Source organism: Catellatospora methionotrophica (assembly GCF_011297335.1).
GTDB classification, from domain to species: Bacteria; Actinomycetota; Actinomycetes; order Mycobacteriales; family Micromonosporaceae; genus Catellatospora; species Catellatospora methionotrophica.
The window spans coordinates 22,656-48,951 of the sequence record NZ_JAAOTJ010000027.1; the positions used below are offsets into that span (position 1 = coordinate 22,656).

A 26,296-nucleotide genomic window follows, 5' to 3' on the forward strand; every position below is an offset into this window, starting at 1 on the left:
AGGTTGCGCACGTGACAGTGCGCAGCACCTCGAAGACGGCGAAGCCCGCACGCCCCGGATACGTCTGTGACGCGTGCGGGCATCAGCCTCCCAAGTGGTTCGGCCGCTGCCCCGAGTGCGGCGAGTGGGGCTCGGTCATCGAGGCCTCGACCGGCCCGGCCCTCGGCGCGATGCGCAACGTGGCTGCCCGCACCCCCGGTGAACCCGCCCGGCCCATCGCCACCATCTCCGCCGTGCCCGCCCGCGCGGTCGCCACCGGCGTCAGCGAACTCGACCGCGTGCTCGGCGGCGGCATCGTGCCCGGCTCGGTCGTCCTGCTGGCCGGCGAGCCCGGCGTCGGCAAGTCCACGCTGCTGCTCGACGTCGCCCAGCAGTGGGCCTCCGGGGCCGGCAGCCCCGCGCTGATCGTCAGCGGCGAGGAGTCCGTCAGCCAGATCCGGCTGCGCGCCGAGCGCATGAACACCCTGCACGAGCAGCTCTACCTGGCCGCCGAGACCGACCTGGCCGCCGTGCTCGGGCACCTCGACGCGGTCAAGCCCGGCCTGCTCGTGCTCGACTCCGTGCAGACCATCGCCGCCCCCGGCAACGACGGCGTGCCCGGCGGCGTCACCCAGGTGCGGGCGGTGACGGCCGCGCTGATCGCCGTCGCCAAGGAGCGCAACATCGCGGCCGTGCTGGTCGGCCATGTGACCAAGGACGGCAACGTGGCCGGTCCCCGGGTGCTCGAACACCTGGTCGACGTGGTGCTGCACTTCGAGGGCGACAAGCACTCCTCGCTGCGCCTGGTCCGCGGGCTGAAGAACCGGTTCGGGGCCGCCGACGAGGTCGGCTGCTTCGAGATGCACGAGAGTGGCATCGCCTCGCTGCCGGACCCGTCGGGACTGTTCCTCACCCGCTATGCCGAGCCGGTCCCCGGCACCTGCGTCACCGTCGCGATGGAAGGCCGCCGGGCCCTGGTCACCGAGGTGCAGGCGCTGATCGGGGCGACGGTGGCCGGCTCGCCCCGGCGCACCGTCTCCGGGCTCGACTCGGCCCGGCTGGCCATGGTGCTGGCCGTGCTCCAGCGGCGTACCGAGCGCATGGCGCTGCACGACAAGGAGGTGTTCGCGGCCACCGTCGGCGGCATCCGGGTCGTCGAGCCCGCCGCGGACCTGGCCGTCGCGCTCGCCGTCGCCTCCGCGGGGCTCAACCTGTCCATGTCGCCCCGGCTCGCGGCCATCGGTGAGGTAGGTCTCACCGGTGAGGTGCGCCGCGTGGGCGCGGTCCCCAGGCGGCTCGCCGAGGCGGCCCGGCTGGGCTTCAAACACGCTCTGGTGCCGCCCGGTTGCGGTCCGTCGTCAACGGGCACCCCGGCCGGCGACATGCGGGTCGAAGAGGTGTCCGATCTGCGTACCGCACTGCACTGGGCTGCCCGATTGTCCGCTGAGTGACGCTCCCACCACGGGCCGACGGGGTCGCTCCAGCGGCCCCCGTAGAATGTGCCCGTGCCGATCGATCGCGACACCACCTGGAACACCGCCGCAGTCGGCGGTGATCCGCTGCGCGCCACCCTGGCACGGGTCGCTCCGGGCACGCCACTGCGCGACAGCCTCGAGCGCATCCTGCGCGGCCGGACCGGCGCCCTCATCGTCCTCGGGTACGACAAACTCATCGAGACCCTGGCCACCGGCGGTTTCCCGCTCGATGTCGAGTTCTCCGCCACGCGCCTGCGCGAGCTGTGCAAGATGGACGGCGCCGTCGTGCTCTCCGCCGACGGCACCCGCATCCTGCGCGCCGCCGTGCACCTGATGCCCGACGCCTCCATCCCCACCGAGGAGTCCGGCACCCGGCACCGCACCGCCGAGCGCGTCTCCAAGCAGAGCGGCTACCCGGTCATCTCCGTCAGCCAGTCGATGCACATCATCGGCGTCTACGTGGCCGGACAGCGACACACCCTGGACGACTCCGGACAGATACTGTCCCGGGCAAATCAGGCACTGGCCACCCTGGAGCGCTACAAACTGCGCCTCGACGAGGTCAGCGGCACCCTCTCCGCGCTGGAGATCGAGGACCTGGTCACCGTCCGTGACGCCCTCGCGGTCGTCCAGCGCCTGGAGATGGTCCGCCGCATCTCCGACGAGATCGCCGGCTACGTCGTGGAACTCGGCACCGACGGCCGCCTGCTCTCCCTCCAGCTCGACGAGATGATGGCCGGCGTCGACGCCGACCGCACCCTGGTCATCCGCGACTACCTGCCCCCCAACCGCAAGACCAGAACGGTCGACGAGGCCCTGGTAGAGCTCGACCTGCTCACCGCCAGCGAGCTCATCGACCTCGTCTCGGTCGCCAAGGCCATGGGCTACCCGGCCACCACCGAGGCCCTCGACGCCGCCGTCAGCCCCCGCGGCTTCCGCCTCCTGGCCCGGGTGCCCCGCCTGCCCGGTGCGATAGTCGACCGCCTCGTCGACCACTTCGGCAGCCTCCAGCGTCTCCTGGGCGCCACCGTCGAGGACCTCCAGGCCGTCGAGGGAGTCGGCGACGCCCGCGCCCGCGGCGTACGCGAGGGCCTCTCCCGCCTGGCCGAGACCTCGATCCTCGAACGCTACGTCTAGCCCCCACCCGCCCAACCCTCCCCACCGCGCCCCACCACGCGCGCCGCACCGCGAGCCGCGTCCCGCGAGCCGCGTCCCGACCGGCCGAAGGAAGGGCACCTTCCCATCGCTATGCGTAGAGGAAGGTGCCCTTCCCAACGGGGATGGACGTCGCCCACGGCGATGATCGCTGTTTGCGGTCAAAAGGTGAGGTCCAACCGCAGGTTCTGACCTCAAACGGCGATCATCGCCACGCACCGCCGCAACACGGGGGCACGGCGTGGGGACGCGGCACACGCGGACACGGCGTGGGGACGCGGCACACGCGGACGCAGAGCGGGGAAGCGGCGCGCGGAGGCAGTGCGGGCACGCAGTGCGGGTGCGCAGTGCACGGAGGCAGTGCGCGGAGGCAGTGCGGGTGCGCAGTGCACGGAGGCAGTGCGCGGAGGCAGTGCGGGTGCGCAGTGCGCGGAGGCAGTGGGGCACAGTGCCGACCCGGTGGAGCGAGCCGAAGGCCTAGGTGAGTTTCAGGGTCACAGAACCCGAGATCGCGGTGCCGACCCGCGCGTACAGCCGGTACTCCCCGGCAGCGGGAACAGGTCCGTCGGGGACTCGCTTGATCGACTTCTCGCAGGCGGAGCTCGCATGGCCGTTCCAGACCACCGTGTACGACCGCTCATGCGCCGGCGGGAACGACCGCACCTCATGCCCTCGCGGCCCGCCGCAGTCGTCGCTCGACCACACCTTCTCGGTGCCCTTCAGGATCCGGAGCTCCTGGAGATCGGCGCCGACGTCACGCGTACACGTCCGGTTCGAGGTGTTCTTGATCAGCAACGTGATGAGCAGGTCAGCGCCCCGCTTGAGCGTGGCCTGAGCCGGCTTCGCGGTCACCTTGATCTCGGAGTCGGTGCACGCGTTCGGGTCGGTCTCACCGTCGCCCTCACCCTCGCCCGCCACGTCCGCGCTCGGCGACGGCGGCAGTTCGGAGACCGGCGTGATGATCCCGTCGCTCGGCGACGCCGCCGCGGTCGGCGCCGGTTGCGCCGACACCGGTGACACGCCCGCGCCTGTGGACATGCCGTTGGCGGAGGGCTGCTGGGCGCCGCCGCTGCCGGTGCCGCGTACCGCAAGAGTGATCATGAGAACGGCAACCAGCAGCGCACCGAGCACCATGGCGCGGCGTCGCCAGTAGACGGCTGCGGGCAGCGGACCGACTATCAGTCTCATGATGTGCTCACGCTATCGCCCACGATCACGACACGCACGACGCGACACGCTCAGCGCGCGAACTCCGCGTCACAGATAGACTTTCCGCTGATAGATCGCGTGCGCTCCGCTCACCTTGTCCAAAAAGAGCAGTCCGTTGCAGTGGTCTATCTCGTGCTGGAGCGCCCGCGCCTCGAAGGCATCGGTGGTGATCGTCACCTTGCGGCCGCTGCCAGGCAGTTCGCCGGTGACGACGATACGCCCGGCACGTTTGACGTCGCCGGTCAGGTCGGGCACGGACATGCAGCCCTCCCGGCCCGGACGCCACCGGCTGGCCTCCACGATCACCGCGTTGGCGAGCACGAACACGCCGTGCACGGTGGCCGCCTTGGGGTGGTCGGTGACGTTCACCACGAACAGCTGTACGCCGACGCCGACCTGCGGGGCGGCGAGCCCGACGCAGCCCGGTGACACGGCCATCGTCGCCACGAGGTCGGCGGCGAGCGCCACCACCTGCGGGTCGGTGGGGTCGACGGGTTCGCCGACGCGGCTCAGCACGGGCTCCGGGGCAGTGACGACGGGCAGCACCCGGCCCGTCCCGAGCGCGGTGACGTCCCAGCCTTCGATGCTCACACCGCCTCCTTGTCCCGCACGCTCGGCCCGTTCACAGGACGTCCGCTCCGGCGGGGCGCAGGTTGACCTCGACGCCCAGCTCCTCGGCGACGTGCGCGAGCCGCTTGGCCAGCTCGCCGGGCACGCCCTCGGGGAGGTCGACCTCGGCGACGAGCAGGTACAGCGGCCCGACCAGGCGGGTGGACAGGTCGGTGACGTTGCCACCGGCCTCAGCCACGACGCGGGTCACCGCCGCGACGATGCCGAGCCGGTCGGCGCCGTGCACGCTGAGCAGGTACGGCAGGCCGCCGTTGTGGGCGGCCTCGTCGCCGCCGACGTCGCGCACCGTGACCAGCAGCTGACCGTCGGCGGACAGCGGCAGCAGGGCGTGCTCGACCTCGGTGGCGCTGGCCGGGGCGGTGCAGATCAGGGTCATCGCGAAGTGGCCGCGCAGCCGGGTCATCGTGGAGTCGGTGAGGTTGGCGCCGAGGGTGGCCAGCGCTTCGGCGACGTCGGCGACGATCCCGGTGCGGTCCGGTCCGATCACCGTGACGGCCAGTTCGGCCCCGTGCACGTCAGTCATGCCTTCTCCTCGCTGGGCTCGTCGGCGGCAGGACTCGCTCGCTCCAACGGGCATTGTGCACCAGTAGGGTGGGGCTCATGTCCGAACTCGCCTCGCTGACCACTGCGTGGTACGACGTCAACGCTCGTGACCTGCCGTGGCGTGACCCGGACATCGGCGCCTGGCCGGTATTGATCAGCGAGTTCATGCTCCAGCAGACCCCCGTCGTACGGGTGCTGCCGGTGTGGCGGGAGTGGGTTGCCCGCTGGCCCGCCCCGGCCGACCTGGCCGCCGAGGACTCCGGCGAAGCCATCCGGGCCTGGGGGCGGCTCGGCTACCCGCGCCGCGCGATGCGGCTGCACGGGTGCGCGACGGCGCTCGTGGAGCGGCACGGCGGGCAGGTGCCCCGGCGGCTGGACCAGATGCTGGCGTTGCCGGGCGTCGGGGACTACACGGCGCGGGCGGTGCTGGCGTTCGCGTACGGGCAGCGCCATCCGGTGGTGGACACGAACGTGCGCCGGGTCGCGGCGCGGGCGGTGCACGGCCTGCCCGACGCCGGTGCGGCCACCACCCCGGCCGACCTGGCGCTGGTCGAGTCGCTGCTGCCGCAGGCCGAGCAGGCGGCGGCGCGGGCCAGCGCGGCGTTCATGGAGCTGGGCGCGGTGCTGTGCACGGCGCGTACGCCCCGGTGCGAGGCCTGCCCGTTGCGGGAGACCTGCGCGTGGCGGCGCTCGGGCGCGGTGCTGCCCGCGGGGCCGTCCCGCAAGCCGCAGGCCTACGCGGGCACCGACCGGCAGGTGCGCGGCCTGCTGCTGGCTGTGTTGCGGCAGGCGACCGGGCCGGTGGAACGGCTGGCCCTCGACGTGGTGTGGCCGGACCCGGTGCAGCGGACGCGGGCCCTCGACAGCCTGCTCGCCGACGGCCTCGTGGTGCCCCGGGGGGAACGTTTCAGCCTGCCCGGGCGTGTTCCCGCCGATTTCTGACTCCGCTCCGATCTTTCCGTGGTATTGCGATTTCACCCAGCCTGGATAGAGTCCGGGCGTGGCATCCACCCCCGTACGCCGCGCCGTTGCCGTGTTCCTACTGACCGCCCTCCTCGCGCCTGCCGCGTGCAAGAGCGCCGGTCCGGAGCCGACGTTCGCCGGTCCTGACATCAGCCCGAGCCCGTCGGCCTCGCCGAGCCCCGGTGCCTCGCCGAGCCCGTCGGTGCAGCCGTCCCCGGCGGCTTTCAAGAGCCTCCAGTGGTATCTGGACAAGGCGCCCAAGTTCGGGCCCGCACCGGCCCCGCAGCGGGTTAAGGTGCCGGAGAGCGCCTCGGCCATGTGGCTGTTCAAGGTGCCGACCACGAACAAGGTCGCTTTCATCACGATCGACGACGGCGCGCTGTCGCGTAAGCCGGAGGTCATCGAGTTCATCCGGCAGGCCAAGATCCCGGTGACGATGTTCCTCAACTCGCCCGCCGCCACGAAGTACACGCCGTACTTCAAGGCGATCCAGGAGGCGGGGGGCATGGTCGAGAACCACACGATCACGCACACCTCGCTGAAGGGCAAGTCGTACGAGTTCCAGAAGAAGGAGATCTGTGGGTCGGCCGACAAGCTGGAGGACCTGTTCGGTCGGCGGCCGACGCTGTTCCGCCCGCCGTTCGGCAACAAGGACGCCAACACGCTGAAGGCGGCGCACGCCTGCGGGGCACAGGCCGCCTTCTTCTGGACGCAGACCGTCGACAAGGGCATCGTGCGTTACCAGACCTCGAAGAAGGTCGTGCTGCCCGGCGACGTGCTGCTGATGCACTTCCGCCCGGCGCTGATGGACGACCTGCTCGGCGCGCTGAACGCGATCTACAAGTCGGGGCTGACGCCTGCCCTGCTGGAGGACTACATCGGCTGAGCACGTGAAAAGAGGGGCACCGCTCGCGCGGTGCCCCTCTTTTCGTACGTGCTCGTTACGCGGCCGCGTCGCTGCCGACCGGCTCGGCGGGGGCCTCGGGGGCCTCCGGCGGAGCCGTTGCCGCCTTCTGCGATGCCGTGAAGGTCAGCTTGGCCGTCTCGACCTGCTCCGGGTCGCCCTCGCAGTCGACCAGCACGTGCTGGCCGGGCTTGAGCTCCTGGAACAGGATGCGCTCGCTGAGCGTGTCCTCCAGCTCGCGCTGGATGGTCCGGCGCAGCGGCCGGGCGCCCAGGACCGGGTCGTAGCCCTTCTTCGCCAGGTACTTCTTGGCGTTGTCGGTCAGCTCCAGACCCATGTCCTTGTTGCGCAGCTGGCCCTCGATCCGCTTGATCATGATGTCCACGATCGAGAGGATCTCCACCTCGCCGAGCTGGTGGAAGACGATGGTGTCGTCGATGCGGTTCAGGAACTCCGGGCGGAAGTGCTGCTTCAGCTCGTCGTTGACCTTCTGCTTCATCCGCTCGTAGTTGGACTCGGCGTCCTCGGACTTCTGGAAGCCCAGCGAGACCGCCTTGGCCACGTCCCTGGTGCCCAGGTTGGTGGTCAGGATGATCACGGTGTTCTTGAAGTCCACGATGCGGCCCTGGCCGTCGGTCAGGCGACCGTCCTCCAGGATCTGCAGCAGCGTGTTGAAGACGTCCGGGTGGGCCTTCTCGATCTCGTCGAAGAGGACCACCGAGAACGGCCGGCGGCGCACCTTCTCGGTCAGCTGGCCGCCCTCGTCGTAGCCGACGTATCCGGGCGGGGCGCCGACCAGGCGGGACACCGTGTACCGGTCGTGGAACTCCGACATGTCGAGCTGGATCAGCGCGTCCTCGCTGCCGAACAGGAACTCGGCGAGCGTCTTGGACAGCTCCGTCTTACCGACACCCGAGGGGCCGGCGAAGATGAACGAGCCGGAGGGCCGCTTCGGGTCCTTGAGGCCCGCCCGGGTGCGGCGGATCGCCTTGGAGACGGCCTTGACTGCGTCGAGCTGGCCGACGACCCGCTTGTGCAGCTCGTCTTCCATGCGCAGCAGCCGGGAGGTCTCCTCCTCGGTCAGCTTGTACACCGGGATGCCGGTCCAGTTGGCCAGGACCTCGGCGATCTGCTCGTCGTCCACCTCGCTGACGACGTCCAGGTCACCGGCCTTCCACTGCTTCTCCCGCTCGCCCTTCTGGCCAAGGAGCTGCTTCTCCTTGTCACGCAGCTGCGCGGCCCGCTCGAAGTCCTGCGCGTCGATCGCGGACTCCTTGTCGCGGCGCACCTGGGCGATCTTCTCGTCGAAGTCGCGCAGGTCCGGCGGCGCGGTCATGCGGCGGATGCGCATCCGGGCGCCGGCCTCGTCGATCAGGTCGATCGCCTTGTCCGGCAGGAAGCGGTCGGAGATGTACCGGTCGGCCAGGTTCGCCGCCGCGACCAGGGCCGCGTCGGTGATGGTGACCCGGTGGTGCGCCTCGTAGCGGTCACGCAGGCCCTTGAGCATCTCGATGGTGTGCGCCACCGAGGGCTCGCCGACCTGGATCGGCTGGAAGCGGCGCTCCAGCGCAGCGTCCTTCTCCAGGTGCTTGCGGTACTCGTCGAGCGTGGTCGCGCCGATGGTCTGCAGCTCGCCGCGGGCCAGCATCGGCTTGAGGATGCTGGCGGCGTCGATCGCGCCCTCGGCGGCGCCCGCGCCGACCAGAGTGTGGATCTCGTCGATGAACAGGATGATGTCGCCGCGCGTGCGGATCTCCTTGAGCACCTTCTTCAGGCGCTCCTCGAAGTCACCGCGGTAGCGCGAACCGGCCACCAGAGCGCCGAGGTCAAGCGTGTAGAGCTGCTTGTCCTTCAGCGTCTCGGGCACCTCGCCCTTGACGATCTTCTGGGCCAGGCCCTCGACGACGGTGGTCTTGCCGACGCCGGGCTCACCGATCAGCACCGGGTTGTTCTTGGTGCGCCGGGACAGCACCTGCATGACCCGCTCGATCTCCTTCTCCCGGCCGATCACGGGGTCGAGCTTGCCCTCCCGCGCCGACTGGGTCAGGTTGCGACCGAACTGGTCCAGCACGAGGCTGGTGGACGGAGCGGCCTCGCCGGTGGCGGCGCCGGCTGCGGCCGGCTCCTTGCCCCCCTGGTAACCCGAGAGGAGCTGGATGACCTGCTGGCGCACCCGGTTGAGGTCGGCGCCGAGCTTCACCAGCACCTGGGCCGCGACGCCTTCGCCCTCGCGGATCAGACCGAGCAGGATGTGCTCGGTGCCGATGTAGTTGTGGCCGAGCTGCAGCGCTTCGCGCAGGGACAGCTCAAGCACCTTCTTGGCCCGCGGCGTGAACGGGATGTGCCCGCTCGGCGCCTGCTGGCCCTGGCCGATGATCTCCTCTACCTGCTGGCGCACGCCCTCCAGCGAGATGCCGAGACTTTCCAGCGCCTTCGCCGCGACGCCCTCACCCTCGTGGATGAGGCCGAGCAGGATGTGCTCCGTGCCGATGTAGTTGTGGTTGAGCATCCTGGCTTCTTCTTGGGCCAGGACGACCACCCGACGCGCCCGGTCGGTGAACCGCTCGAACATTCCCGCTCCTCACCTACGCCTCAGTTCCTCGAGAACTCCTGCCGGAGATCCGCGGCGGCGAAGCTGTTTCACTCACTCTAACGCCAGACCCCGACCATGTCGGCCCGCCGGAAACGCTCGTCCGGTCACCGTTGGGTAACCATCAGGTCGCTTACCGTCGACTAGAAAGCGGAGGAAACAGGGCATCTGCCCCAGCAAACGGCCGACGTGGCTGGCATCAGAGCCAACCTTGCCTCGCCCGCGGCTGTTCCGCATCCAGGACCGCTACGCGCACAGCGAAATATCGGTGTCCACATCATGGTCGACGCGTCCGGCGCGTCGCCGAACACGAAAAACGGTGTGACACGAAGAAATCCTCGCATCACACCGTCAATCCGACGAACGTCGCAAACATGTCAAGACTAACGCAGACCCGCCGCGTAGTAAGCCTCGATCACCTTGGCCGGCACCCGGCCCCGGTCGTTGACCTCTTTACTCTGACCCTTGGCCCACTCACGCACCCGCTGGTTGAAGGCACGCTGCTCAGCCGCGGTCGGCGCCTTCGCCTTGGGGGCCGCGACCGGTCCACGGCGGCCGCTCTCCTTGCGCGCGGCGGCGAGGAACGGCGCCAGCGCCAAAGCCAGCTTGTCATGGTTCGCCGGGCCGAGATCGATCTCGTAATTGGCGCCCTCGAATCCAAATCTCACACTGCGGACGTCGCCCTCGGAACCATCGAGGTCGTCCGCCAGCACCACAATCTCGCGCCTGGCCATGCCGTCATCCTTTCTCGCCGCCCCGGATCCTCCCCGTCAGTCAAGGGCGTGCCATGAATTCATAAAGAAGCGCTCGCCAGGATAGCCACTCATTCACAGCGGATCAATTCCGGCGTGACCCTATTATTCGGCATAGCTTCGCCGGGCGCGGCGCAAAGTGGGACAGCAGCCGGGTCGATTATCCTCTGACAAGGGAAAACGGATTGCAGCGCCATTTGGCGGCTCGTCGAGCGCGCGGTGGATACCGGTTCCTGTGAGCCGGACGCACGGCATACCCGCGCATGGCGCGCTCGCGTTGCGCAGTCGGGTGGGTACCAGCCGTCGCGCGGACCTGACCCATTCGCGCTCTGCGACGAGGCGATGACCCTGTGCGTCGCCCGCCTATCCGAGGGCCGAATACGCGGCCGCCGGACGGCCCGCGAGGACGCGATCGGCGTGCGCGGCCGCAGGCCGATTCGCCGCACCCGGCGCGGGCGTATCGGCCCCGTCGGCAGTGCGCTGTCGAGCGATACGCCGAAACGGGGCGAATTCCCGCGCGGGCCGTCTGCACTAGGGTGGCCACGGCGTTATGGCGCCGACACACGGGAGGCGAACACATGGACCCCATCGACGAACACCGGCTCTCTTTCGGCGCGGCGGCGCGGATTTACCAGCAATCGCGGCCCGGCTATCCGGCACAGGCGCTGACCTGGGCCATCGGCACCGCCCCCGGCCGCGTGGTCGACCTGGGCGCGGGGACCGGCCAGCTCACCCGGGTGGCGCTGGCCGCGGGCTTCGAGGTCGTACCCGTCGAGCCCGACCCTGGCATGCGCGCCGCGCTCGACGAGGCCACCCCGGGCACCGTCGCGCTGGAGGGCTCGGCGGAGTCGATCCCGCTGCCCGACGGCTACGCCGACGCCGTCGTGGTCGGCACCGCGTACCACTGGTTCGACAAGGCGCGCGCCCACCCGGAGATCATCCGGGTGCTGCGGCCCGGCGGGGTGTTCGCGCCGATGCGCAACGACCGCGACGTGAGCGTCGACTGGGTCCGGCAGCTCGACGTGATCATCAGGTCGGCCCTGTTCCACCGCCCCGAGAACGCCGCGTTCGGCGAGCTGTTCGCCCCGTTCGAGCAGTCCGAGTTCCGGCACAGCGTCACGCAGACCCCGCAGGGCCTGGTGGACCTCATCGCCACCCGCTCCTGGTATCTCGTCGCGCCCTCCGACGAGCGGCGGCGGCTGCGCGAGGCGGTCCTCGAGCTGTGCGCGACCCATCCCGACCTGGCCGGGCGGGACAGTTTCGCGCTGCCCTACGTCACCAAGGTGCTGCGTACGGTCAGGCGCTGACGTTGCGCTCGTACACCATGCGCAGGCCGATCAGGGTGATCATCGGCTCGTGATGGGTGATGGTGCGGCACTCGCCCATCACCACCGGCGCGAGCCCGCCCGTGGCGATGACCGCGGTGACCCCGCCCAGCTCCTCGATCATCCGCTCGACGATGCGGTCGACCTGCCCGGCGAAGCCGAAGTACATGCCGGCCTGCAGGCACTCGACCGTGTTCTTGCCGATGACCGACCGGGGCTGGGCGGGTTCGACCTTGCGCAACTGGGCGGCGCGGGCCGCCAGCGCGTCGAAGGAGATCTCGATGCCCGGCGCGAACGCGCCGCCCAGGAACTCGCCCCGCGCGCTGATCACGTCGAAGTTGGTGGTGGTGCCGAAGTCGACCACGATCGCCGGGCCGCCGTAGATGCTGTGCGCCGCCAGCGTGTTGACCACGCGGTCCGCGCCCACCTCCTTGGGGTTGTCGATGGCCAGCTGTACGCCCGTCTTCACCCCGGGCTCCACCACGACCGCGGGCAGCCCGGCGTAGTAGCGGCCCAGCATGGTGCGCAGCGAGCGCAGCGCGGCGGGCACCGTCGAGCAGGCCGCCACGCCGGTGATCTCGACGTTGTCCCCGGCCAGCAGGCCGCGGAACATCAGGCCGAGCTCGTCGGCGGTGTTGCGGGCGTCGGTCTTCACCCGCCACGAGTGCACGATCTTTTCACCGTCGAAGGTGGCGAGCACCGTGTTGGTGTTACCGATGTCGATACAGAGCAGCACCCGACGTCTACTTCCGCGCTCGGAGGTCCAAGGCGATGTCCACGATAGGCGACGAGTGGGTCAGTGCCCCCACCGACAGGTAGTCGACGCCGGTGGCCGCGTACTCGGCGGCGACCTGCAGCGTCAGCCCGCCGGTGGCCTCCAGCTCGGCCCGGTCGCCGACGGCCGCGACGACCTCGCGCAGCAACTGCGGGGACATGTTGTCGCAGAGCAGGAACGTCGCCCCGGCCGCCACCGCCTCCTGCGCCTCGGCCAGCGTGGTCACCTCGACCTGCACTCCCACGTCGGGGAAGTTCGCCCGCACCAGGTCGTACGCCGCGGTTATCGAGCCCGCCGCGAGCTTGTGGTTGTCCTTGATCATGGCGACGTCGTACAGCCCCATGCGCTTGTTGGTGCCGCCCGCCGCGCGGACCGCGTACTTCTCCAGCGGCCGCAGGCCGGGGGTGGTCTTGCGGGTGTCCAGCACCAGCGCCTTGGTGCCCGCGAGCTGCTCCACCCAGCGGCGGGTATGGGTGGCCACCCCGGACATCCGGCACAGCAGGTTGAGCGCGGTGCGCTCGGCCGACAGCAGCGTCCTGGTCGGCCCGGTGACCGTGGCCAGCACGTCGCCGCGGGCCACCGTGTCACCGTCGGCCGCGTGCACGGTGACCTCCGCGCCCGGCCCGGCCAGCTCGAACACCAGCTCGGCCACGGCCAGCCCGGCGACCACGCCGGACTCGCGGGCGATCAGGTCCGCGGTGTCGACCTGGGTCTCCGGGATGGTCGCCACGCTGGTCACGTCGAGCCGGTCCGGGCCCAGGTCCTCGCGCAGCGCGTTGGCCACGATCCGCTGCACCTCGTCCGTGTCCAGCCCCGCCTTGAGCAGCTGCGCCTGCGTCGTGTCCTTCACGCCATCGCCTCCCACGCCTCGTTCGTCGTACCGTCGGCGGCCAGGCCGGGGAACAGGTGCCCCCGCCAGCCGTCGTCGGCCTCTGCATGATCCTCGCGCCAGTGGCAGCCGCGCGTCTCGGCGCGCAGGGACGCCGAGGCGACCAGCGCACTCGCCACCGTGAGCAGGTTCGCGAACTCCCAGCCCGCGGTGCGCCCCGGCAGCGGCGGCACGCCGACCTCGCGCAGCACCCGCGCCGTCTCGGCCAGCGACTCGGCGCTGCGCAGCACGCCCGCCCCGCGCGTCATCGCGCGCTGCAGCCGCTGCCGTCGCTCGGCCAGGTCCACCGGCGGCTCCCCCGCCGCGACCAGGCCCTGCGGCGTCCAGGCCAGCCCGCCCTGGGGCAGGCCCGCCGGGTCGGGCTCGTCGAGCACCGGGTCGGTCTGCGCGGGCAGGTCGCGGATGATGTCGGCGGCGATGCGGCGGGCGAAGACCAGTCCCTCCAGCAGCGAGTTCGAAGCCAGCCGGTTCGCGCCGTGCACGCCGGTGCAGGCGACCTCACCGCAGGCGTACAGGCCGGGGATGCTGGTGCGGCCGTCCAGGTCGGTGCGGACCCCGCCGGAGGCGTAGTGCGCGGCCGGGGCCACCGGGATCAGGTCCACCGTCGGGTCCACCCCGGCGGCCAGGCAGTACGCCGTGATCGTCGGGAAGCGGTGGGCCAGGTCGGGCACGTGCCGGGCGTCCAGGTAGACGTGATCGGTGCCCGTGGCCAGCATCTGCCGGTGGATGCCCTTGGCGACCACGTCGCGGGGCGCCAGCTCGGCCAGCTCGTGCTGCCCGACCATGAACCGCTTGCCGTCCCCGTCGACCAGGTACGCGCCCTCGCCCCGCAGCGCCTCGCTGACCAGCGGCTGCTGCGCGGTGCGGTTGTTCGGCAGGTAGAGCGACGTCGGGTGGAACTGCACGAACTCCAGGTCGGTGACGTCGGCTCCGGCCCGCAGCGCCAGCGCGACGCCGTCGCCGGTGGACACGACGGGATTGGTGGTGGCCGCGAAGATCTGGCCGAGGCCGCCGGTGGCCAGCACCACGGCGCGGGCCAGCACCGCCCCGACGCCGTCCTCGGTGCCCTCGCCCAGCACGTGCAGGGTCACCCCGCAGGCCCGTCCCTGGGCGTCGCGCAGCAGGTCCAGCACCAGCGCGTGCTCCACGAGGCGGATCCACGGGTCGCGGTTGACCGCGGCGTGCAGCGCGCGCTGCACCTCGGCCCCGGTCGCGTCGCCGCCCGCGTGCACGATGCGGTTCGCGTGGTGCCCGCCCTCGCGGGTCAGCATCAGCGAGCCGTCGGCGTGGCGGTCGAACTCCGCGCCCATCTTGATCAGTTCGCGTACCCGGGTGGGGCCTTCGGTGACCAGCACGTCCACCGCGGCCGGGTCGCACAGGCCGACGCCGGCGACGAGCGTGTCGCGGGCGTGGGCGGCGGGGGTGTCCAGCGGGTCGAGCACGGCCGCGATGCCGCCCTGGGCCCAGCGGGTGGAGCCGTCGTCGATGTTGACCTTGGTGACGACGGTGACGTGCAGACCTGCCTCACGCAGGTGCAGCGCCGCGGTCAGGCCGGCGATGCCGGACCCGATCACGACGACGTCGGTCGGTTCGAACCAGCTCGCTGGCCGCGCGGGCAACGCCCGGGGCAACACCGGGAGATCACCCGGGACTGTCAACGCCTTGCGCACCAGCACAGTCAACCCCGCCGAGGCTCGGCGTTCACCCCCGGGCCCACGTGACACCCCTCACCGTCCCCCGGCACGCGGCCGGGGGACGGCTCCGGAGCGTCACGCGTAGTTGATCGGCAGGCCCTTGGTCCCGGCCCCACGCAGCGACTTGGTGACCTTCTTCTTGCTCAGCCACAGGTGGCAGCGCACGCCGTGGTCGCCGGCATCCCAGTCGGCCTGCGACGGCCAGTTCCACACCACACCGGTGCGGTAGTTGATGTTGCCGTCGTTCGGCACCTTCACGTACGACGCGATGACGCCCCGGCACGCCTTGGCGATCTTGGTGTTCATGCCCTTGAGGCTGGCGAAGGAGGTGCTGCCCGCGTTCCACACGCCCACGAACTCCGCGTTGTGGCCCTTGGCGCAGGAGATCGCGACCAGCTGCGAGCCGTACTGGTAGCAGCCGAACTTCAGGCTCGCGAGCGCGCCCTTGAGCGGGGTGGTACGGGCCACCGGGTCGCCGTACTGGCCGTCCAGCGCGGTCAGCTCGCAGCGGTACCAGCGGGCGCCGCCGTCCCAGCCGGCCGGCGACGGCACTGCGACGCCGAACCAGAGCGCGCCGTTCCGCCAGTCGCCCCCGACGTACGTGCTGACCTTCGTGCTGCAGTCCGTCCAGGCGGCGCGCAGCTCGGGCGAGCCCTCCGAGGGCGGCGTGGTGCGGGAGGCCGCGTCGCCGGTGAAGTCCGCGACGGCGACCGTCTCATAGGTGTGGTTCTGGTCACAGGCGACCGGCTTGTACGCCGAGCGGTAGCTCACGTCGCGGAAGTCGTCGGCGCACTTGGCCTCGTCCGGCCGCCAGCTCTGGGGTTCGGCCACCGCCGCCCACTGGTTGGTGAGGTCGCCGTCCGCCCCCGGCGGCAGCTGTCCCCCGCAGGCCGACGTGGCCAGCAGGGACGCCGCGACCAGCACGACCCCTGCGACCCTTCGGCCGATCACCTCACGCATCAGTGCCTCCCCAGCTTGCCGAACATGAATGCGGAGCATATTTCATGCTCGCCACCGCGTGGCGACACCCGTGGGGTCACGGATCAGCTCGGAATGCCCTTGCCCGCGGTGCCCTTGGCGGAGCCGGTCATCTTCTTCGTCTCCAGCCACAGGTAGCAGCGCACGCCACGATCGCCCCCGGCCCAGGTGGCCTTGCTGTACGGCCACGAGATCACGCCGTACTTGCTGGTGGCGCTCACGCTGACGCCGATGAACGTGGCCATCGCCTTGCGGCAGTTGTCGTGGAAGTAGTCCCAGTCCGCCTCGCTGACCGGATACTTGCGCGCGGCCGCGGCGGTGAACGTGCCGACGTACTCGGCGTTGTGCGACTTGGCGCAGTCGGACTCCGGCATGGTGTCCACCGAGCCGTTCTTGCCGCTCTCGGCGAAGCAGGTGAGCAGCAGCCCCGGCGGCAGCGAGCCGCGCAGGCTGCCGCTGCGGCGCACCCAGTCGGCCTTGTCGGTGACCGTGGTGAGCTCGTTGAGCTCGCAGCGGTACCACCGCGCGCCGCCCTGCCAGGCCGCGGCCGAGGGCAGCGTCAGGTCGAGGGTCAACCGGCCGTCGCGCCACTGCCGGCCGACGAACGCGGTGGAGCGCTCGTCGCACTCCGCGAAAGCCCCCGCGAGCAGCGCGTCGTCGGCCTCCGGCGGGGTGGCGCGCTCGGCCACGGCTCCGGTCAGCGTGCCGACGTAGACCGTCTCGCCGTAGTGCTCGGTCTCGCAGTCGACCGGCCGGTACGCGGTGGCCCGGCCGGTCTGCTCGTACGCCTTGTCATGGCAGACCTCGGCACCGGGGATGAACACCTGCGCCGCGGGCAGGCGCGCCCAGTCGTCGGCGAGGTCTCCGTCCACACCGGCCGCCGGTGACGTGCAGCCGGCCACCGGCGCCGCCAGCGCGCAGACGGCCGCACCGGCGGCGATCCTCCGCCTCCATGCCATGTGTCGCCCCTCCCAGGTCCGCCCGGGGAGCCTAACCGACAGAACGCGACCGCGACAGCGGTGCTGTCGGCCTTCTACCAGCCCGGAACGCCCTTGCCCTTGCTGCCCTTGGCCGACTTCTTCATGGTCTTGCCGTCGCCGAACCAGATCGAACAGCGCACCGTCCGGTCGCCGTCCGCCCAGGACTTCTCGTTGTTCGGGCTGGAGATGACGCCGATCCGGTCCGCGCTGCCCGCGCCGACGCCGAGGAACTTCGCCGCCAGGTCCTGGCACCTGTCGTGCACGACGTTCCACTGCCGCTCGGACTTCGGGTAGGCGGTCGTCATGCTCGCGCGGTAGAAGCCGACGAACTCGCTGTCGTGCGCCTTGGTGCAGGCCACCTCGGGCATCGTGACGATCGCCGCGCCCTTCTCCTCGGCGTTCGTGCAGCCGACCAGCAGCGCTGGCGGCACCGCGCCCTTCAGGCTGCCGGTGCGCTGCGTCCAGTCCATCTCGTCGAAGACCGACTCCACCTCGGTGACGTCGCACCGGAACCAGCGTGCGCCGCCGTCCCAGGCGGACGGGGTCGGCACGGCGAGCACCAGCTCCAGCCGCGCCTGGCCCCACGGGCGGCCCAGGTAGGCGGCGGACTTCTGGTCGCACTCGACCAGCGCCGCGGCCTTGTCCTTCGGGCCGGGCGCGGCCGTCAGGCCCGGGAACTCGCCGACGTGTACGACCTCGGCGTAGTGCGACTTCGCGCAGTCCACGACCGGGTCGGTGTATCGGCCGGTGTCCCGGGGGACCCCGCCCAGGCATACGCCCGCCTCGGGCGCCCAGGCCTTGACGTCGGCGACCTTCACCCAGTCGTCGGTCAGCGCGCTGTCCACCTCGGTGGGCAGCGTCGAGCCGCAACCGGCCAGGGCCAGATTCGTCAGTAGTGCAGCCAGCATGGTGCCGACCGTGAGGCGTCCCCGCATCGCCCAACCTCCCAGGTCATAGAGCCTGGGCGAGCCTAAGCGACGGTGCCGTGACCCATATCGTCCTAACGGCCGAGAGCGAGATCACAATCTGCGGCGTATCCGCAGCCAGCGGCGTTGCCGCCGCCCGTTTCGCGGTTTTCGTGGCCGGATGCCTAGCGGCTCAGCGTCAGGTCGCCGCGGACGACGTCGCCGACCATGCCCGGCACGGCCTCGGCCGGGTCCGCGCCCAGCGAGATGATCCGGTTGTCGGCGTCCACGTGCACCACCCGCGGGGTGTACGAGCGCGCGGTGACCTCGTCGGCCTGCGCGTACGAGATCAGGATGACCAGGTCGCCGGGCTTGACCAGGTGCGCGGCCGCGCCGTTGATGCCGATCACACCGGTGCCGCGCTCACCGGGGATGACGTAGGTCTCCAGCCGCGCCCCGTTGGTGATGTCCACGATCGCGACCTGCTCACCGGCCAGCAGGTCGGCGGCGTCCATCAGGTCCTCGTCGATGGTGACCGAGCCGACGTAGTGCAGGTCGGCCTGCGTCACCGTGGCCCGATGGATCTTGGACTTGAACATGGTGCGCAGGAACATCAGGCCGTTTCCTTCTCGGTCGTCCCGTCGAGGTGGACGGGCAGGTTGTCGATGAGCCGCGTGGTGCCGAGCCGCGCCGCCACCAGCAGCCGGGCCTCACCGCCCGCCGGGTCCTCGCTGAGGTCTGCCCCGCGCAGGGCCAGGTAGTCCACATCCAGGCCGGTCAGCTCCGCCCGGGCGGCAGCCAGCACCGCGCCGGGGTCCCGCTCGGCGGCCCCGGCCCGCAGCGCCCGCGACAGCGCCAGCGCCGCCCGCCGCTCGGCCTCGCTCAGGTAGCGGTTGCGGCTGGACAGCGCCAGGCCGTCGGCCTCCCGGACGGTCGGCACGCCGACGATCTCCACCCCGAGTTCGAGGTCGTGCACCATCGCCTTGATCAGCGTGAGCTGCTGGTAGTCCTTCTCCCCGAAGAACGCCAGGTCCGGGCGGGTCAGCAGGAGCAGCTTGCCGACCACGGTCAGCACCCCGGCGAAGTGACCGGGCCGGACCGCCCCCTCCAGCACCTCACCCAGTGGGCCCGGGTGCACGGTGACCTGCGGCTGGCCGTACGGGTACATCACCTCGGGGGTCGGCGCGAAGATCACGTCGACGCCCTCGGCCGCGCACACCGCCACGTCCGCGTCGAAGGTGCGCGGGTAGCGGGCCAGGTCCTCGTTCGGGCCGAACTGCAGCGGGTTCACGAAGATCGTGGCCAGTACGACGTCGGCGTGCTTACGCGCCTCCCGCAGCAGCGTGGCGTGCCCCTCGTGCAGCGCGCCCATGGTCATCACGACCGCGACGGAGCCCTGCGCCGCCGCGCGGGCCTGCGCCAGCTCCTCGCGGGTGCGTACGACGGCGGTCACTTCGCGGCCTCACCGAGCTGCCCGGCGTCGGCGGCGGCCGGTTCGGCCAGCACGCCCAGCAGCGGCTCGGCGTCGACCGCGCGCAGCCGCCCGACGGCGATCGCCCGGTCGGCGGTGCGCCGGGCCAGCGCGACGTACGCCGGGAGCGAGTCGGGGGCGGTGCGGGCCAGTTCCTGCACGTGCCGGGCGACCGTGCCCGCGTCGCCGCGCGACACCGGCCCGGTGATCGCCGCGTCGCCCATCCGCAGCGCGTTCTCCAGCGCGGCGGTCAGCAGCGGGCCGAGCACCTTCTCCGGGCTCAGCACGCCCGCGTCGCGCAGCCGGTCGGCGGCCTCGTTCACGAGGGTGACCAGGTGGTTCGCGCCGTGGGCGAGGCTCGCGTGATACAGCGCGCGGCGGTCCTCGCTGATCCACTCCGGGTGGCCGCCCAGGTCGGTGACCAGCGCGGCGGCCAGGGTGCGCACGGTGGCGTCGGCGGCGGTGATCCCGTACGAGATGCCGGGCAGCCGGTCCAGGTCGGCGGCCGTGCCGGTGAAGGTCATCGCGGGGTGCAGCGCCAGCGCGCGAGCGCCGACCGCGGCGGCGGGGGCCAGCACGGCCAGCCCGTGCGCGCCGGACGTGTGCGCCACCACCTGGCCGGGCCGCAGCGCGCCGGTGGCGGCCAGCCCGGTCACGACCCCGGCGAGGGCGTCGTCGGGCACCGCGATGATCAGCAGATCGGCCGCGGCGCGGGCCACCTCGTCGGCGGGAAGATTGCGCGCACCGGGAAGCAGGGTGCGGATGCGGTGCTTGGCCGCGGCGGACACGCCGGAAGCGGCAACGACCCGGTGTCCCGCGCCCCGCAGGGCGGCGGCCAGAACCGCGCCGACCCGGCCGGCGCCGATCACACCGATGGTGAGCTCAGCACTCATGATCTGATCCAGTCCTCTTCTTCGGGGTACCGGTCGGGGCAAGTATGACCCCGTGTCCTGATCACTGGACAGAGACTGTGCGAAACCGCACTGCCCCAGATCGTTCACATACCCACAACAGAAAGCGCCCCCGGAACCACGTCCCGGGAGCGCCTTTCGTGACCGCCGTCTCGCGGGTCACGCCGTGACGCTGCGCAGCGCGGGTCCCTGGGTTGCCTGCTCGGGTGCCGCCGTGGCCATGCCGGGCAGCGCGGTCGCCGCCAGGGCTCCGGCCGGGAGGCAGGTGAGAATACGTCGCATGGGCCGGACCGTAGATTCGGCAGGGCAACCGGCGACGGACGGAGAGTGAACAGCACCGATGCGCTGGCGGGACGCGATGCGAACTGCGCTGTACGGGCCGGACGGCTTCTTCGTCCGCGAGCGGCCCGCCGACCACTTCCGGACCAGCGCCCAGTCACCCCACTTCGCCCGCGCGATCGCGGCGCTCGTGGCCGATGTCGACCGGGCACTCGGCTCCCCCGCCGTGTTCGACCTGGTGGACGTGGGTGCGGGCCGGGGCGAACTACTGCACGGCGTGCTCGCCGCGCTGCCTGATCCGCTGCGCTCCCGCGTCCGCCCGGTGGCCGTGGAGGTCAGCACCCGCACACACGACCACGGCGTCAGCTGGCGCACCGAGCTGCCGCGCGGGTTGACCGGGCTGCTGCTGGCCACGGAGTGGCTCGACAACGTGCCGCTGGACCTCGCCCGTGACAGGTCTTACCTCGACACGGACCTGCACCCGTGCGGCCCGCTCGACCCGGCCGACGCCGCCTGGATCGAGCGGTGGTGGCCCGCCGGGCCGGACGACATCGTGGAGATCGGGCGCAGCCGCGACGAGGCCTGGGCCGATGCGGTGGGCGCGCTGGACGCGGGCCTGGCACTGGCCGTCGACTACGGGCACCTGTTCGCCGAGCGGCCCGCCCTGCCCACGGCCACCGGGTTCCGTGACGGCCGGGAGGTGCCGCCCGCCTTCGACGGCAGCACCGACATCACCTGCCACGTGGCCATGGACGCGATCGCGGCGGCCGGTCGCACCGGTTCGGCGATCGATGCCGGTCAGGTCATGGCCGCCGAGGTGCTGCTGCTCAACCAGCGGGCCGCGCTGCACCGCCTCGGCCTCAGCGCACGGCGGCCGCCGCTGACCCTGGCGTCCACCGATCCCGGGGCTTACGTCCGGGCGCTGGCCGAGGCCAGTGAGATCGCCGAACTGACCGCGGCCGGCGGGCTGGGTGCGCACTGGTGGCTCGCGCAGGGCGTCGGCCTCGACCCCCGGCGGGTGTCCTTCCGCCACGAATAGCGCCGGCAAGGCGCCCTTCCTCTCCCGGGGCTGGCTTACGATGGCGCGCATGGCGGAAACGGGCGGTACCCGGCAGCTGACGGTCGGCGCGGGCGCGGGAGCCCAGCAGCTGGGCACCGACATGGTGCTGAACATCGGGCCCCAGCACCCGTCGACGCACGGCGTGCTGCGGCTCAAACTCGTCCTCGACGGCGAGAAGGTGCTCTCCGCCGAGCCGATCATCGGGTACATGCACCGGGGCGCGGAGAAGCTGTTCGAGGTCCGTGACTACCGGCAGATCCTGGTGCTGGCCAACCGGCACGACTGGCTGAGCGCGTTCAGCAACGAGCTCGGCGCGGCGATGGCCGTCGAGCGGCTGATGGGGCTGGAGGTCCCGGAGCGGGCGGTCTGGCTGCGCATGGCGATGGCCGAGCTGAACCGGGTGCTCAACCACCTGATGTTCCTCGGGTCGTACCCGCTGGAGATCGGCGCGATCACCCCCGTGTTCTACGCGTTCCGCGAGCGCGAGGTGCTGCAGGCCGTCATGGAGGAGGCCACCGGCGGCCGCATGCACTACATGTTCAACCGCATCGGCGGGCTGAAGGAGGAGGTCCCGGCGGGCTGGACCCGGCGCGCCCGGGAGGCCGTCGACCTGGTCGCCTCGCGCATGCCGATGCTGGACGACCTGATCCGGCGCAACGACATCTTCCTGGCCCGCACCGTCGGGGTGGGCGTGCTCAGCGCCGCCCAGGCCGCCGCGTACGGCGCGTCGGGGCCGGTCGGGCGGGCCAGCGGCCTGGACTTCGACCTGCGCCGCGACGAGCCGTACCTGGCGTACGGCGAGCTGGACGTCCCGGTGGTCACCCGTACCGCGGGCGACTGCCACGCCCGCTTCGAGGTGCTGCTCGACCAGGTGTACGTGTCGCTGGACCTGGTCCGGCAGTGCCTGGACCGGGTCGACCGGATCGGCGGGCCGGTCAACGTACGCCTGCCCAAGGTGGTCAAGGCCCCCGAGGGGCACACCTACACGTGGACCGAGAACCCGCTCGGCGTCAACGGCTACTACCTGGTGTCGAAGGGCGACAAGACACCGTGGCGGATGAAGCTGCGCACCGCGTCGTACGCCAACGTGCAGGCGCTGTCCACGCTGCTGCCGGGCACCCTGGTGCCGGACCTGATCGCCATCCTGGGCTCGATGTTCTTCGTCGTCGGCGACATCGACAAGTAACCCGCCGCCGCCACGAGAACGCGCCCTCCCGGTAGTCCGGGAGGGCGCGTCTTCTTCGTACGGTCAGCGGTACCGGCGGTCGTAGTCCCGATCGCGGTCCCGATCCCGGTCGCGATCCCGGTCTCGCTCACGCGCGTCGTCGTAGTCCGACCAGCGGTCCTCGCGGTCCGCGCCGGTCAGCGCGCGCGGTTCACGGCGCTCCTGGTCCCGGTAGGGGAAGCCGCCGCGCTCGTCGTCGGCCCGGTCGTCGTCGACCCCCCGGTCCTCGCGCCGCACCGCGGCCCACCGGTCCTCGATCCGCAGCTCGGTGCCGGAGCTGTCACTGTGCAGGGCGGCGCGGCGCTCGCCCATGCGCACCTCGCGCCCGCGGTCGTCGCTGCGCACCGTCGTCCAGCGGTCCCCGGCGGCGCGTACGGCGGGCCGCTCCTCGTCCTCGCGGTCGGACCAGCGGCCCTCGATCGCGTCGGCGGGGCGGTCGGACCAGCGGTCGTCGCCGCGCTCGCGGCGCGGCGTCCAGCTGTCGCCACCGGAGACCGGCTCGTTCGCGTCGCGGCGGCGCTCCAGCTGCTCGCGCAGCCGCTGCTCGGTCCACGACTCCTCGTGCCGGTCCCGCTCGCGGGCGCGCTCGGCCCGCGGGCGCTGCACCTCGACGCGAGGGGTCTCGGCCCGGTGGCCGTATTCGGCCGGCTCGCGGCCCCGTTCACGGTCACGGTCACGGTCGAAACCGGCCGCCGCGCCGCTGACCGGACTGCCGTAGACCGCCGGGCCGCGCGGGGCGTCCTCGCCGTGCGGGTCGACGATGGTGTGGCGTGTGGTGACCTGCACGGTCTCGGTGTGGCGGACCACCCCCGGCATGCCCGCGCGGCCGGAGCCGGGGCCGGGCTGGTGCGGAGCGGGCGCGGGGGCATTGGTGCGGGCGGCGGGGGCCGGTGCGGCCTGGGCGGCGGCTGCCCGCACGGCCTCGGCGCGTACGTGCTCCAACTGCGCGCGGGTCGCGTCCAGCTCGTGCCGGGTGGCCTCCAGCTGGTCGACCAGGTACTGGAACTTCTCCCCGAAGGCGCGGTGCGTGGCGTGGGCGGCGGTCGAGATGTCGTCGCGGACGTCGGCCCGGACGGTGTCGATCTCATCGAGGATCATGTCTTCGAGTTCGAGTCGAACGGTCTCGGTGTCGCGACGGAGAGTGATCGACAGCCCTATCAGGATGACCGACAGGATGACCACGCCCACGGCGGCCCGCAGCGCGGTGCCGCCATCGGCCACGAACAGGAAAATCGCAGCCAGCGGTGCCAGCCCGACGCCGCCCCAGAACAGGATCGGGAGCAAGCGTGCGTGCCGCTGTTCATCGCGAGTGTCCGAGTTCGGCATGTTGCTAGAGGCTACCGACAGTTGCTTGCGAGGGGAATGCTCCACGGCCTTGAAATGCGAGAACATTCCGCGCGTGGATCGCCGCCGACCCGTCCTGAACAGCTGTGTCACCCAGCGCGGCTTGCCGGGAACCGTTCGCGGCGCGCGACGCGCCGGTAATCGCCGAACCTTCGTCACGAACGGTTCAACGAGCGCCCGCCCGTTTCGCCCGACTCGAAAGCAGGATGGCACACCACGACCGGAGCCCCGGCTGGGCCGCGAGGGCGGCGTGGCCGGGGCTCCAGGTCGTTCTCAGCTCAGCGCAGGGAGGACCAGCGGTCCTCGTCGCCCCACTGGTCGGCGCGGGCCGGTGCGGGCTGCGCGGGCAGGTTGGCCCAGGTGTCACCGCTGCCGGTGGACCACGAGGTGCCGGGCACGCCCACGTCGGACCAGTCGTCCGGGCTCTCCTCGTCCAGGGGCAGCGGCCGCCCGAACGTCTCGACCAGGCGGGTGACCACCAGGCCGACCGCGATCGCACCGGCGGCCAGCGCGTACAGCGAGATGTGCCACCGGGCCGCGTCGGCGTACCAGACCACGAGGCCGAGCAGCGTGACGCCGAGCAGCGTGCCGAACACGCCGCCGCGGCGGCCGTACGCGCTCACGCCGCCGATCAGGGCCGCGCCCAGCGCCAGCCCGGTCAGCTCGAAGCCCTCGGTGGGCGCGACGACCTGCTCGGTCGCCCCGTTGAGCGCGGCCATCACCACGCCCGCCACCGCGGCCATCGCCATGGAGCCGATCAGCGCCAGCGCGGCGACGACGCCGCCGAGGCCGCCCCGCCGCCGGGCCGGGTCGGTCACCGGCCGGAACCGGCCGACGCCGCGCCGGATCGACCGGATCGAGCCGAGCAGCCCGGCCACGATGGTCAGCGCCGCGAAGCCGCCGAACAGGTACAGCGCCTGCCCGGTGGGGTCGTACTCGCCGCTGACGGTCAGCGGGGCCGGGTGCTTCTGGATCCAGACGATCGCCACCAGCGCCGCCGCGAGGCTGCCCGCCCAGCCGGGCACGTGGAAGCCCACTACGAGGACGGCGACGACCAGGCCCAGCCCGGCCGCGAAGGCGACGGCGATGCCGGCGGTGGGCACCACGCCCGCCGAACCGTGCTCGGCGTAGTACAGCGCGGCCGCGGCGGCGACCGGGCCCAGGGCCAGGTTCACCGCGCCGGCGCGCAGTGTCATCGAGGCGCCGAGGCCGAGCAGGCCCAGCACCGAGCCGAAGACGAGCAGTTCCTTCAGGTTCGCGCCGGTGATCGTGTCACGGTGGCCGCTGTGCAGCAGGAAGGCGATCGCGACCACGCCGAGCAGCAGCACGCCCTCCCACGCGAAGTGCACACCGAGCCGGTCGCGCCCGACCTCGCCGTGCGACGGGTCGTCGAAGACGTCGTCCAGGTTGGCCGAGGGCGTCGCCCGCGGCCGGTACTGCATGCCGACGACGCTGTGCGCGCCGCCTTCGGATCTGAGATCGGACTCCTCGCGGAAGCCCTCGCGGTACCGTCGCTGCCCTGTCGCGTCGGTCGCTTCGCTGTCGTAGGCCATGACTCGCGCCTCCCGAGTCGGCTGCCGGTCGCGGGGTACGACACGGCATACCCGAGGCACCGTACCGGCTGAAACGTGAATGCAACAGGGTCTACCGGCGATGACATCCCGCAGCCGACGGGTACCCGATAGTGGCCGACGCCGATCCGTTCGGGTGTTACTTGATGTCCGGCTTGTCGTCCTCGGGGTTGTTCGGCACCCGGCATGCCCGTTCCAGCCACAGTGCCGCCCCGAGCAGGGCCAGCGAGCAGGCCAGCGAGGTGAGCGCGGCCGGCAGGTCGCGGCTCACCGCCGCCAGCTGCCGCTGCTGCCCGTCGATGAACAGCCACAGGCTCAGCCCGGCGGCGAACCCGGCGAAGATCGCACCTGCCAGCGACGACGCCTTGGCCAGCACCGCGTACCTGGCGACGGCCAGCGGCTCGACCCGTTCGCGGCCCGGCTTGGCCTCCAGCCGCGCCCGGGTCTGCTGCGCGAGCGCGAACTCCACGATGGCGAGCGCGAGCAGCGTGAACGCGGGCAGCCAGCCGTTACGGCCGAGGAACGGCAGCGTCGCCAGGTCGAAATACCAGGTGCTGATGATGAGCCAGGCGACGGCGGCCGAGCCGAGGCCCGCGACGATCAGGGTGGCCGGGTTGGTGGGTTGCAGCCGTGGCTCCGGCATCGGCGGCTGGCTCAATTCGGTCCACACCCCTCACTCGTCTGAATGA

At 71.7% G+C, this 26,296-nt stretch carries 25 protein-coding genes; 7 read left to right on the forward strand and 18 right to left on the reverse strand.

Going from position 1 to position 26,296, the window contains the following annotated elements:
• Positions 1 to 11 precede the first annotated feature (11 nt).
• Positions 12 to 1,430 carry a DNA repair protein RadA gene (gene radA, locus HAV40_RS34230; RefSeq protein ID WP_166388442.1) on the forward strand — a complete coding sequence of 473 codons (1,419 nt, stop codon included), beginning with the start codon at positions 12 to 14 and terminating at the stop codon, positions 1,428 to 1,430.
• Between the two features lie 54 nt (positions 1,431 to 1,484).
• Positions 1,485 to 2,591: a DNA integrity scanning diadenylate cyclase DisA gene (disA, locus tag HAV40_RS34235; protein WP_409364965.1), complete on the forward strand. Its 1,107-nt coding sequence runs from the start codon at positions 1,485 to 1,487 to the stop codon at positions 2,589 to 2,591.
• Positions 2,592 to 3,086: 495 nt separating this feature from the next.
• Here disA and HAV40_RS34240 read toward each other — a convergent pair whose 3' ends face one another.
• From HAV40_RS34240 to HAV40_RS34250, 3 genes are all read right to left on the reverse strand, one after another.
• Positions 3,087 to 3,797 carry a hypothetical protein gene (locus tag HAV40_RS34240; protein WP_166388444.1) on the reverse strand — a complete coding sequence of 237 codons (711 nt, stop codon included), beginning with the start codon at positions 3,795 to 3,797 and terminating at the stop codon, positions 3,087 to 3,089.
• 69 nt (positions 3,798 to 3,866) lie between these two features.
• Positions 3,867 to 4,409, reverse strand: coding sequence for a peptide deformylase (gene def / locus HAV40_RS34245; RefSeq protein ID WP_166388445.1), 543 nt, complete (start codon positions 4,407 to 4,409; stop codon positions 3,867 to 3,869).
• Between the two features lie 31 nt (positions 4,410 to 4,440).
• A complete protein-coding gene (locus HAV40_RS34250) occupies positions 4,441 to 4,971 on the reverse strand; it encodes a glycine cleavage system transcriptional repressor (RefSeq protein WP_166388446.1) in 531 nt (176 codons plus the stop codon).
• A 77-nt stretch (positions 4,972 to 5,048) separates the two neighbouring features.
• Between HAV40_RS34250 and HAV40_RS34255 the strand changes: the two genes are divergently transcribed.
• Both HAV40_RS34255 and HAV40_RS34260 read left to right on the forward strand, forming a co-directional pair.
• A complete protein-coding gene (locus HAV40_RS34255) occupies positions 5,049 to 5,933 on the forward strand; it encodes an A/G-specific adenine glycosylase (protein WP_166388447.1) in 885 nt (294 codons plus the stop codon).
• A 58-nt stretch (positions 5,934 to 5,991) separates the two neighbouring features.
• Positions 5,992 to 6,840 carry a polysaccharide deacetylase family protein gene (locus tag HAV40_RS34260; RefSeq protein WP_166388448.1) on the forward strand — a complete coding sequence of 283 codons (849 nt, stop codon included), beginning with the start codon at positions 5,992 to 5,994 and terminating at the stop codon, positions 6,838 to 6,840.
• A 55-nt stretch (positions 6,841 to 6,895) separates the two neighbouring features.
• Here the strand turns inward: HAV40_RS34260 and HAV40_RS34265 are convergent, their stop codons facing one another.
• Together HAV40_RS34265 and HAV40_RS34270 are read right to left on the reverse strand one after the other, a co-directional pair.
• Positions 6,896 to 9,430: an ATP-dependent Clp protease ATP-binding subunit gene (locus tag HAV40_RS34265; protein WP_166388449.1), complete on the reverse strand. Its 2,535-nt coding sequence runs from the start codon at positions 9,428 to 9,430 to the stop codon at positions 6,896 to 6,898.
• Between the two features lie 401 nt (positions 9,431 to 9,831).
• On the reverse strand, positions 9,832 to 10,182 hold the full coding sequence (locus HAV40_RS34270) for a histone-like nucleoid-structuring protein Lsr2 (protein ID WP_166388450.1): 351 nt from the start codon (positions 10,180 to 10,182) through the stop codon (positions 9,832 to 9,834).
• A 596-nt stretch (positions 10,183 to 10,778) separates the two neighbouring features.
• Here HAV40_RS34270 and HAV40_RS34275 point away from each other — a divergent pair.
• Positions 10,779 to 11,507 (forward strand): class I SAM-dependent methyltransferase, encoded by a 729-nt coding sequence (locus tag HAV40_RS34275; RefSeq protein ID WP_166388451.1) that lies wholly within the window; start codon positions 10,779 to 10,781, stop codon positions 11,505 to 11,507.
• On the opposite strand, the gene HAV40_RS34280 is transcribed toward HAV40_RS34275, so the two are convergent.
• The 10 genes from HAV40_RS34280 to HAV40_RS39015 all read right to left on the reverse strand — a co-directional run bounded on the left by HAV40_RS34280 (position 11,497) and on the right by HAV40_RS39015 (position 20,410).
• Positions 11,497 to 12,261, reverse strand: a complete 765-nt coding sequence (locus tag HAV40_RS34280; protein WP_166388452.1) for a type III pantothenate kinase — start codon at positions 12,259 to 12,261, stop codon at positions 11,497 to 11,499. The two genes, HAV40_RS34275 and HAV40_RS34280, sit on opposite strands and share 11 nt — an antisense overlap.
• Positions 12,262 to 12,268: 7 nt before the next feature.
• Positions 12,269 to 13,150, reverse strand: a complete 882-nt coding sequence (gene nadC / locus HAV40_RS34285; protein ID WP_166388453.1) for a carboxylating nicotinate-nucleotide diphosphorylase — start codon at positions 13,148 to 13,150, stop codon at positions 12,269 to 12,271.
• On the reverse strand, positions 13,147 to 14,847 hold the full coding sequence (locus tag HAV40_RS34290; RefSeq protein WP_166388475.1) for an L-aspartate oxidase: 1,701 nt from the start codon (positions 14,845 to 14,847) through the stop codon (positions 13,147 to 13,149). The genes nadC and HAV40_RS34290 overlap by 4 nt, the downstream gene beginning before the upstream one ends.
• Positions 14,848 to 14,958: 111 nt before the next feature.
• Complete coding sequence (locus HAV40_RS34295; RefSeq protein WP_166388454.1) at positions 14,959 to 15,843, reverse strand: septum formation family protein; 885 nt, start codon at positions 15,841 to 15,843, stop codon at positions 14,959 to 14,961.
• 83 nt (positions 15,844 to 15,926) lie between these two features.
• Positions 15,927 to 16,820 carry a septum formation family protein gene (locus HAV40_RS34300; protein WP_166388455.1) on the reverse strand — a complete coding sequence of 298 codons (894 nt, stop codon included), beginning with the start codon at positions 16,818 to 16,820 and terminating at the stop codon, positions 15,927 to 15,929.
• Between the two features lie 74 nt (positions 16,821 to 16,894).
• Positions 16,895 to 17,776 carry a septum formation family protein gene (locus HAV40_RS34305; protein ID WP_166388456.1) on the reverse strand — a complete coding sequence of 294 codons (882 nt, stop codon included), beginning with the start codon at positions 17,774 to 17,776 and terminating at the stop codon, positions 16,895 to 16,897.
• Between the two features lie 155 nt (positions 17,777 to 17,931).
• Positions 17,932 to 18,360, reverse strand: a complete 429-nt coding sequence (gene panD, locus HAV40_RS34310) for an aspartate 1-decarboxylase (RefSeq protein ID WP_166388457.1) — start codon at positions 18,358 to 18,360, stop codon at positions 17,932 to 17,934.
• Entirely contained in the window at positions 18,360 to 19,199 is an 840-nt protein-coding gene (panC, locus tag HAV40_RS34315; RefSeq protein ID WP_166388458.1) for a pantoate--beta-alanine ligase, read from the reverse strand. Before panC ends, panD begins: the two co-directional genes overlap by 1 nt.
• Positions 19,196 to 20,110, reverse strand: a complete 915-nt coding sequence (locus tag HAV40_RS34320) for a Rossmann-like and DUF2520 domain-containing protein (protein WP_166388459.1) — start codon at positions 20,108 to 20,110, stop codon at positions 19,196 to 19,198. The genes panC and HAV40_RS34320 overlap by 4 nt, the downstream gene beginning before the upstream one ends.
• 177 nt (positions 20,111 to 20,287) lie before the next feature.
• On the reverse strand, positions 20,288 to 20,410 hold the full coding sequence (locus HAV40_RS39015; RefSeq protein ID WP_275413470.1) for a hypothetical protein: 123 nt from the start codon (positions 20,408 to 20,410) through the stop codon (positions 20,288 to 20,290).
• Positions 20,411 to 20,486: 76 nt separating this feature from the next.
• On the opposite strand from HAV40_RS39015, the gene HAV40_RS34325 reads away from it, so the two are divergent.
• Both HAV40_RS34325 and HAV40_RS34330 read left to right on the forward strand, forming a co-directional pair.
• Positions 20,487 to 21,446 carry an SAM-dependent methyltransferase gene (locus HAV40_RS34325; RefSeq protein WP_239086171.1) on the forward strand — a complete coding sequence of 320 codons (960 nt, stop codon included), beginning with the start codon at positions 20,487 to 20,489 and terminating at the stop codon, positions 21,444 to 21,446.
• 49 nt (positions 21,447 to 21,495) lie between these two features.
• Complete coding sequence (locus tag HAV40_RS34330) at positions 21,496 to 22,653, forward strand: NADH-quinone oxidoreductase subunit D (protein ID WP_166388461.1); 1,158 nt, start codon at positions 21,496 to 21,498, stop codon at positions 22,651 to 22,653.
• Between the two features lie 63 nt (positions 22,654 to 22,716).
• Here the strand turns inward: HAV40_RS34330 and HAV40_RS34335 are convergent, their stop codons facing one another.
• The 3 genes from HAV40_RS34335 to HAV40_RS34345 form a co-directional block, all read right to left on the reverse strand.
• The gene (locus HAV40_RS34335) at positions 22,717 to 23,976 is read right to left on the reverse strand and encodes a cation:proton antiporter (protein ID WP_166388462.1); all 1,260 of its coding nucleotides are present in this window, start codon (positions 23,974 to 23,976) and stop codon (positions 22,717 to 22,719) included.
• Between the two features lie 338 nt (positions 23,977 to 24,314).
• Positions 24,315 to 25,589, reverse strand: a complete 1,275-nt coding sequence (locus tag HAV40_RS34340; RefSeq protein WP_239086169.1) for an ABC transporter permease — start codon at positions 25,587 to 25,589, stop codon at positions 24,315 to 24,317.
• Between the two features lie 157 nt (positions 25,590 to 25,746).
• The gene (locus HAV40_RS34345) at positions 25,747 to 26,250 is read right to left on the reverse strand and encodes a DUF3180 domain-containing protein (protein ID WP_166388477.1); all 504 of its coding nucleotides are present in this window, start codon (positions 26,248 to 26,250) and stop codon (positions 25,747 to 25,749) included.
• Positions 26,251 to 26,296: the final 46 nt, after the last annotated feature.

Coding starts and splice junctions, on each gene's coding strand:
- HAV40_RS34240 (WP_166388444.1), bottom strand. CDS start 3,797: ATGAGACTGATAGTCGGTCCGCTGCCCGCAGCCGTCTACTGGCGACGC.
- HAV40_RS34250 (WP_166388446.1), bottom strand. CDS start 4,971: ATGACTGACGTGCACGGGGCCGAACTGGCCGTCACGGTGATCGGACCG.
- HAV40_RS34255 (WP_166388447.1), top strand. CDS start 5,049: ATGTCCGAACTCGCCTCGCTGACCACTGCGTGGTACGACGTCAACGCT.
- HAV40_RS34265 (WP_166388449.1), bottom strand. CDS start 9,430: ATGTTCGAGCGGTTCACCGACCGGGCGCGTCGGGTGGTCGTCCTGGCC.
- HAV40_RS34270 (WP_166388450.1), bottom strand. CDS start 10,182: ATGGCCAGGCGCGAGATTGTGGTGCTGGCGGACGACCTCGATGGTTCC.
- HAV40_RS34275 (WP_166388451.1), top strand. CDS start 10,779: ATGGACCCCATCGACGAACACCGGCTCTCTTTCGGCGCGGCGGCGCGG.
- HAV40_RS34295 (WP_166388454.1), bottom strand. CDS start 15,843: ATGCGTGAGGTGATCGGCCGAAGGGTCGCAGGGGTCGTGCTGGTCGCG.
- HAV40_RS34300 (WP_166388455.1), bottom strand. CDS start 16,820: ATGGCATGGAGGCGGAGGATCGCCGCCGGTGCGGCCGTCTGCGCGCTG.
- HAV40_RS34305 (WP_166388456.1), bottom strand. CDS start 17,776: ATGCGGGGACGCCTCACGGTCGGCACCATGCTGGCTGCACTACTGACG.
- panD (WP_166388457.1), bottom strand. CDS start 18,360: ATGTTCCTGCGCACCATGTTCAAGTCCAAGATCCATCGGGCCACGGTG.
- HAV40_RS34320 (WP_166388459.1), bottom strand. CDS start 20,110: ATGAGTGCTGAGCTCACCATCGGTGTGATCGGCGCCGGCCGGGTCGGC.
- HAV40_RS39015 (WP_275413470.1), bottom strand. CDS start 20,410: ATGCGACGTATTCTCACCTGCCTCCCGGCCGGAGCCCTGGCGGCGACC.
- HAV40_RS34325 (WP_239086171.1), top strand. CDS start 20,487: ATGCGAACTGCGCTGTACGGGCCGGACGGCTTCTTCGTCCGCGAGCGG.
- HAV40_RS34330 (WP_166388461.1), top strand. CDS start 21,496: ATGGCGGAAACGGGCGGTACCCGGCAGCTGACGGTCGGCGCGGGCGCG.
- HAV40_RS34340 (WP_239086169.1), bottom strand. CDS start 25,589: ATGGCCTACGACAGCGAAGCGACCGACGCGACAGGGCAGCGACGGTAC.
- HAV40_RS34345 (WP_166388477.1), bottom strand. CDS start 26,250: ATGCCGGAGCCACGGCTGCAACCCACCAACCCGGCCACCCTGATCGTC.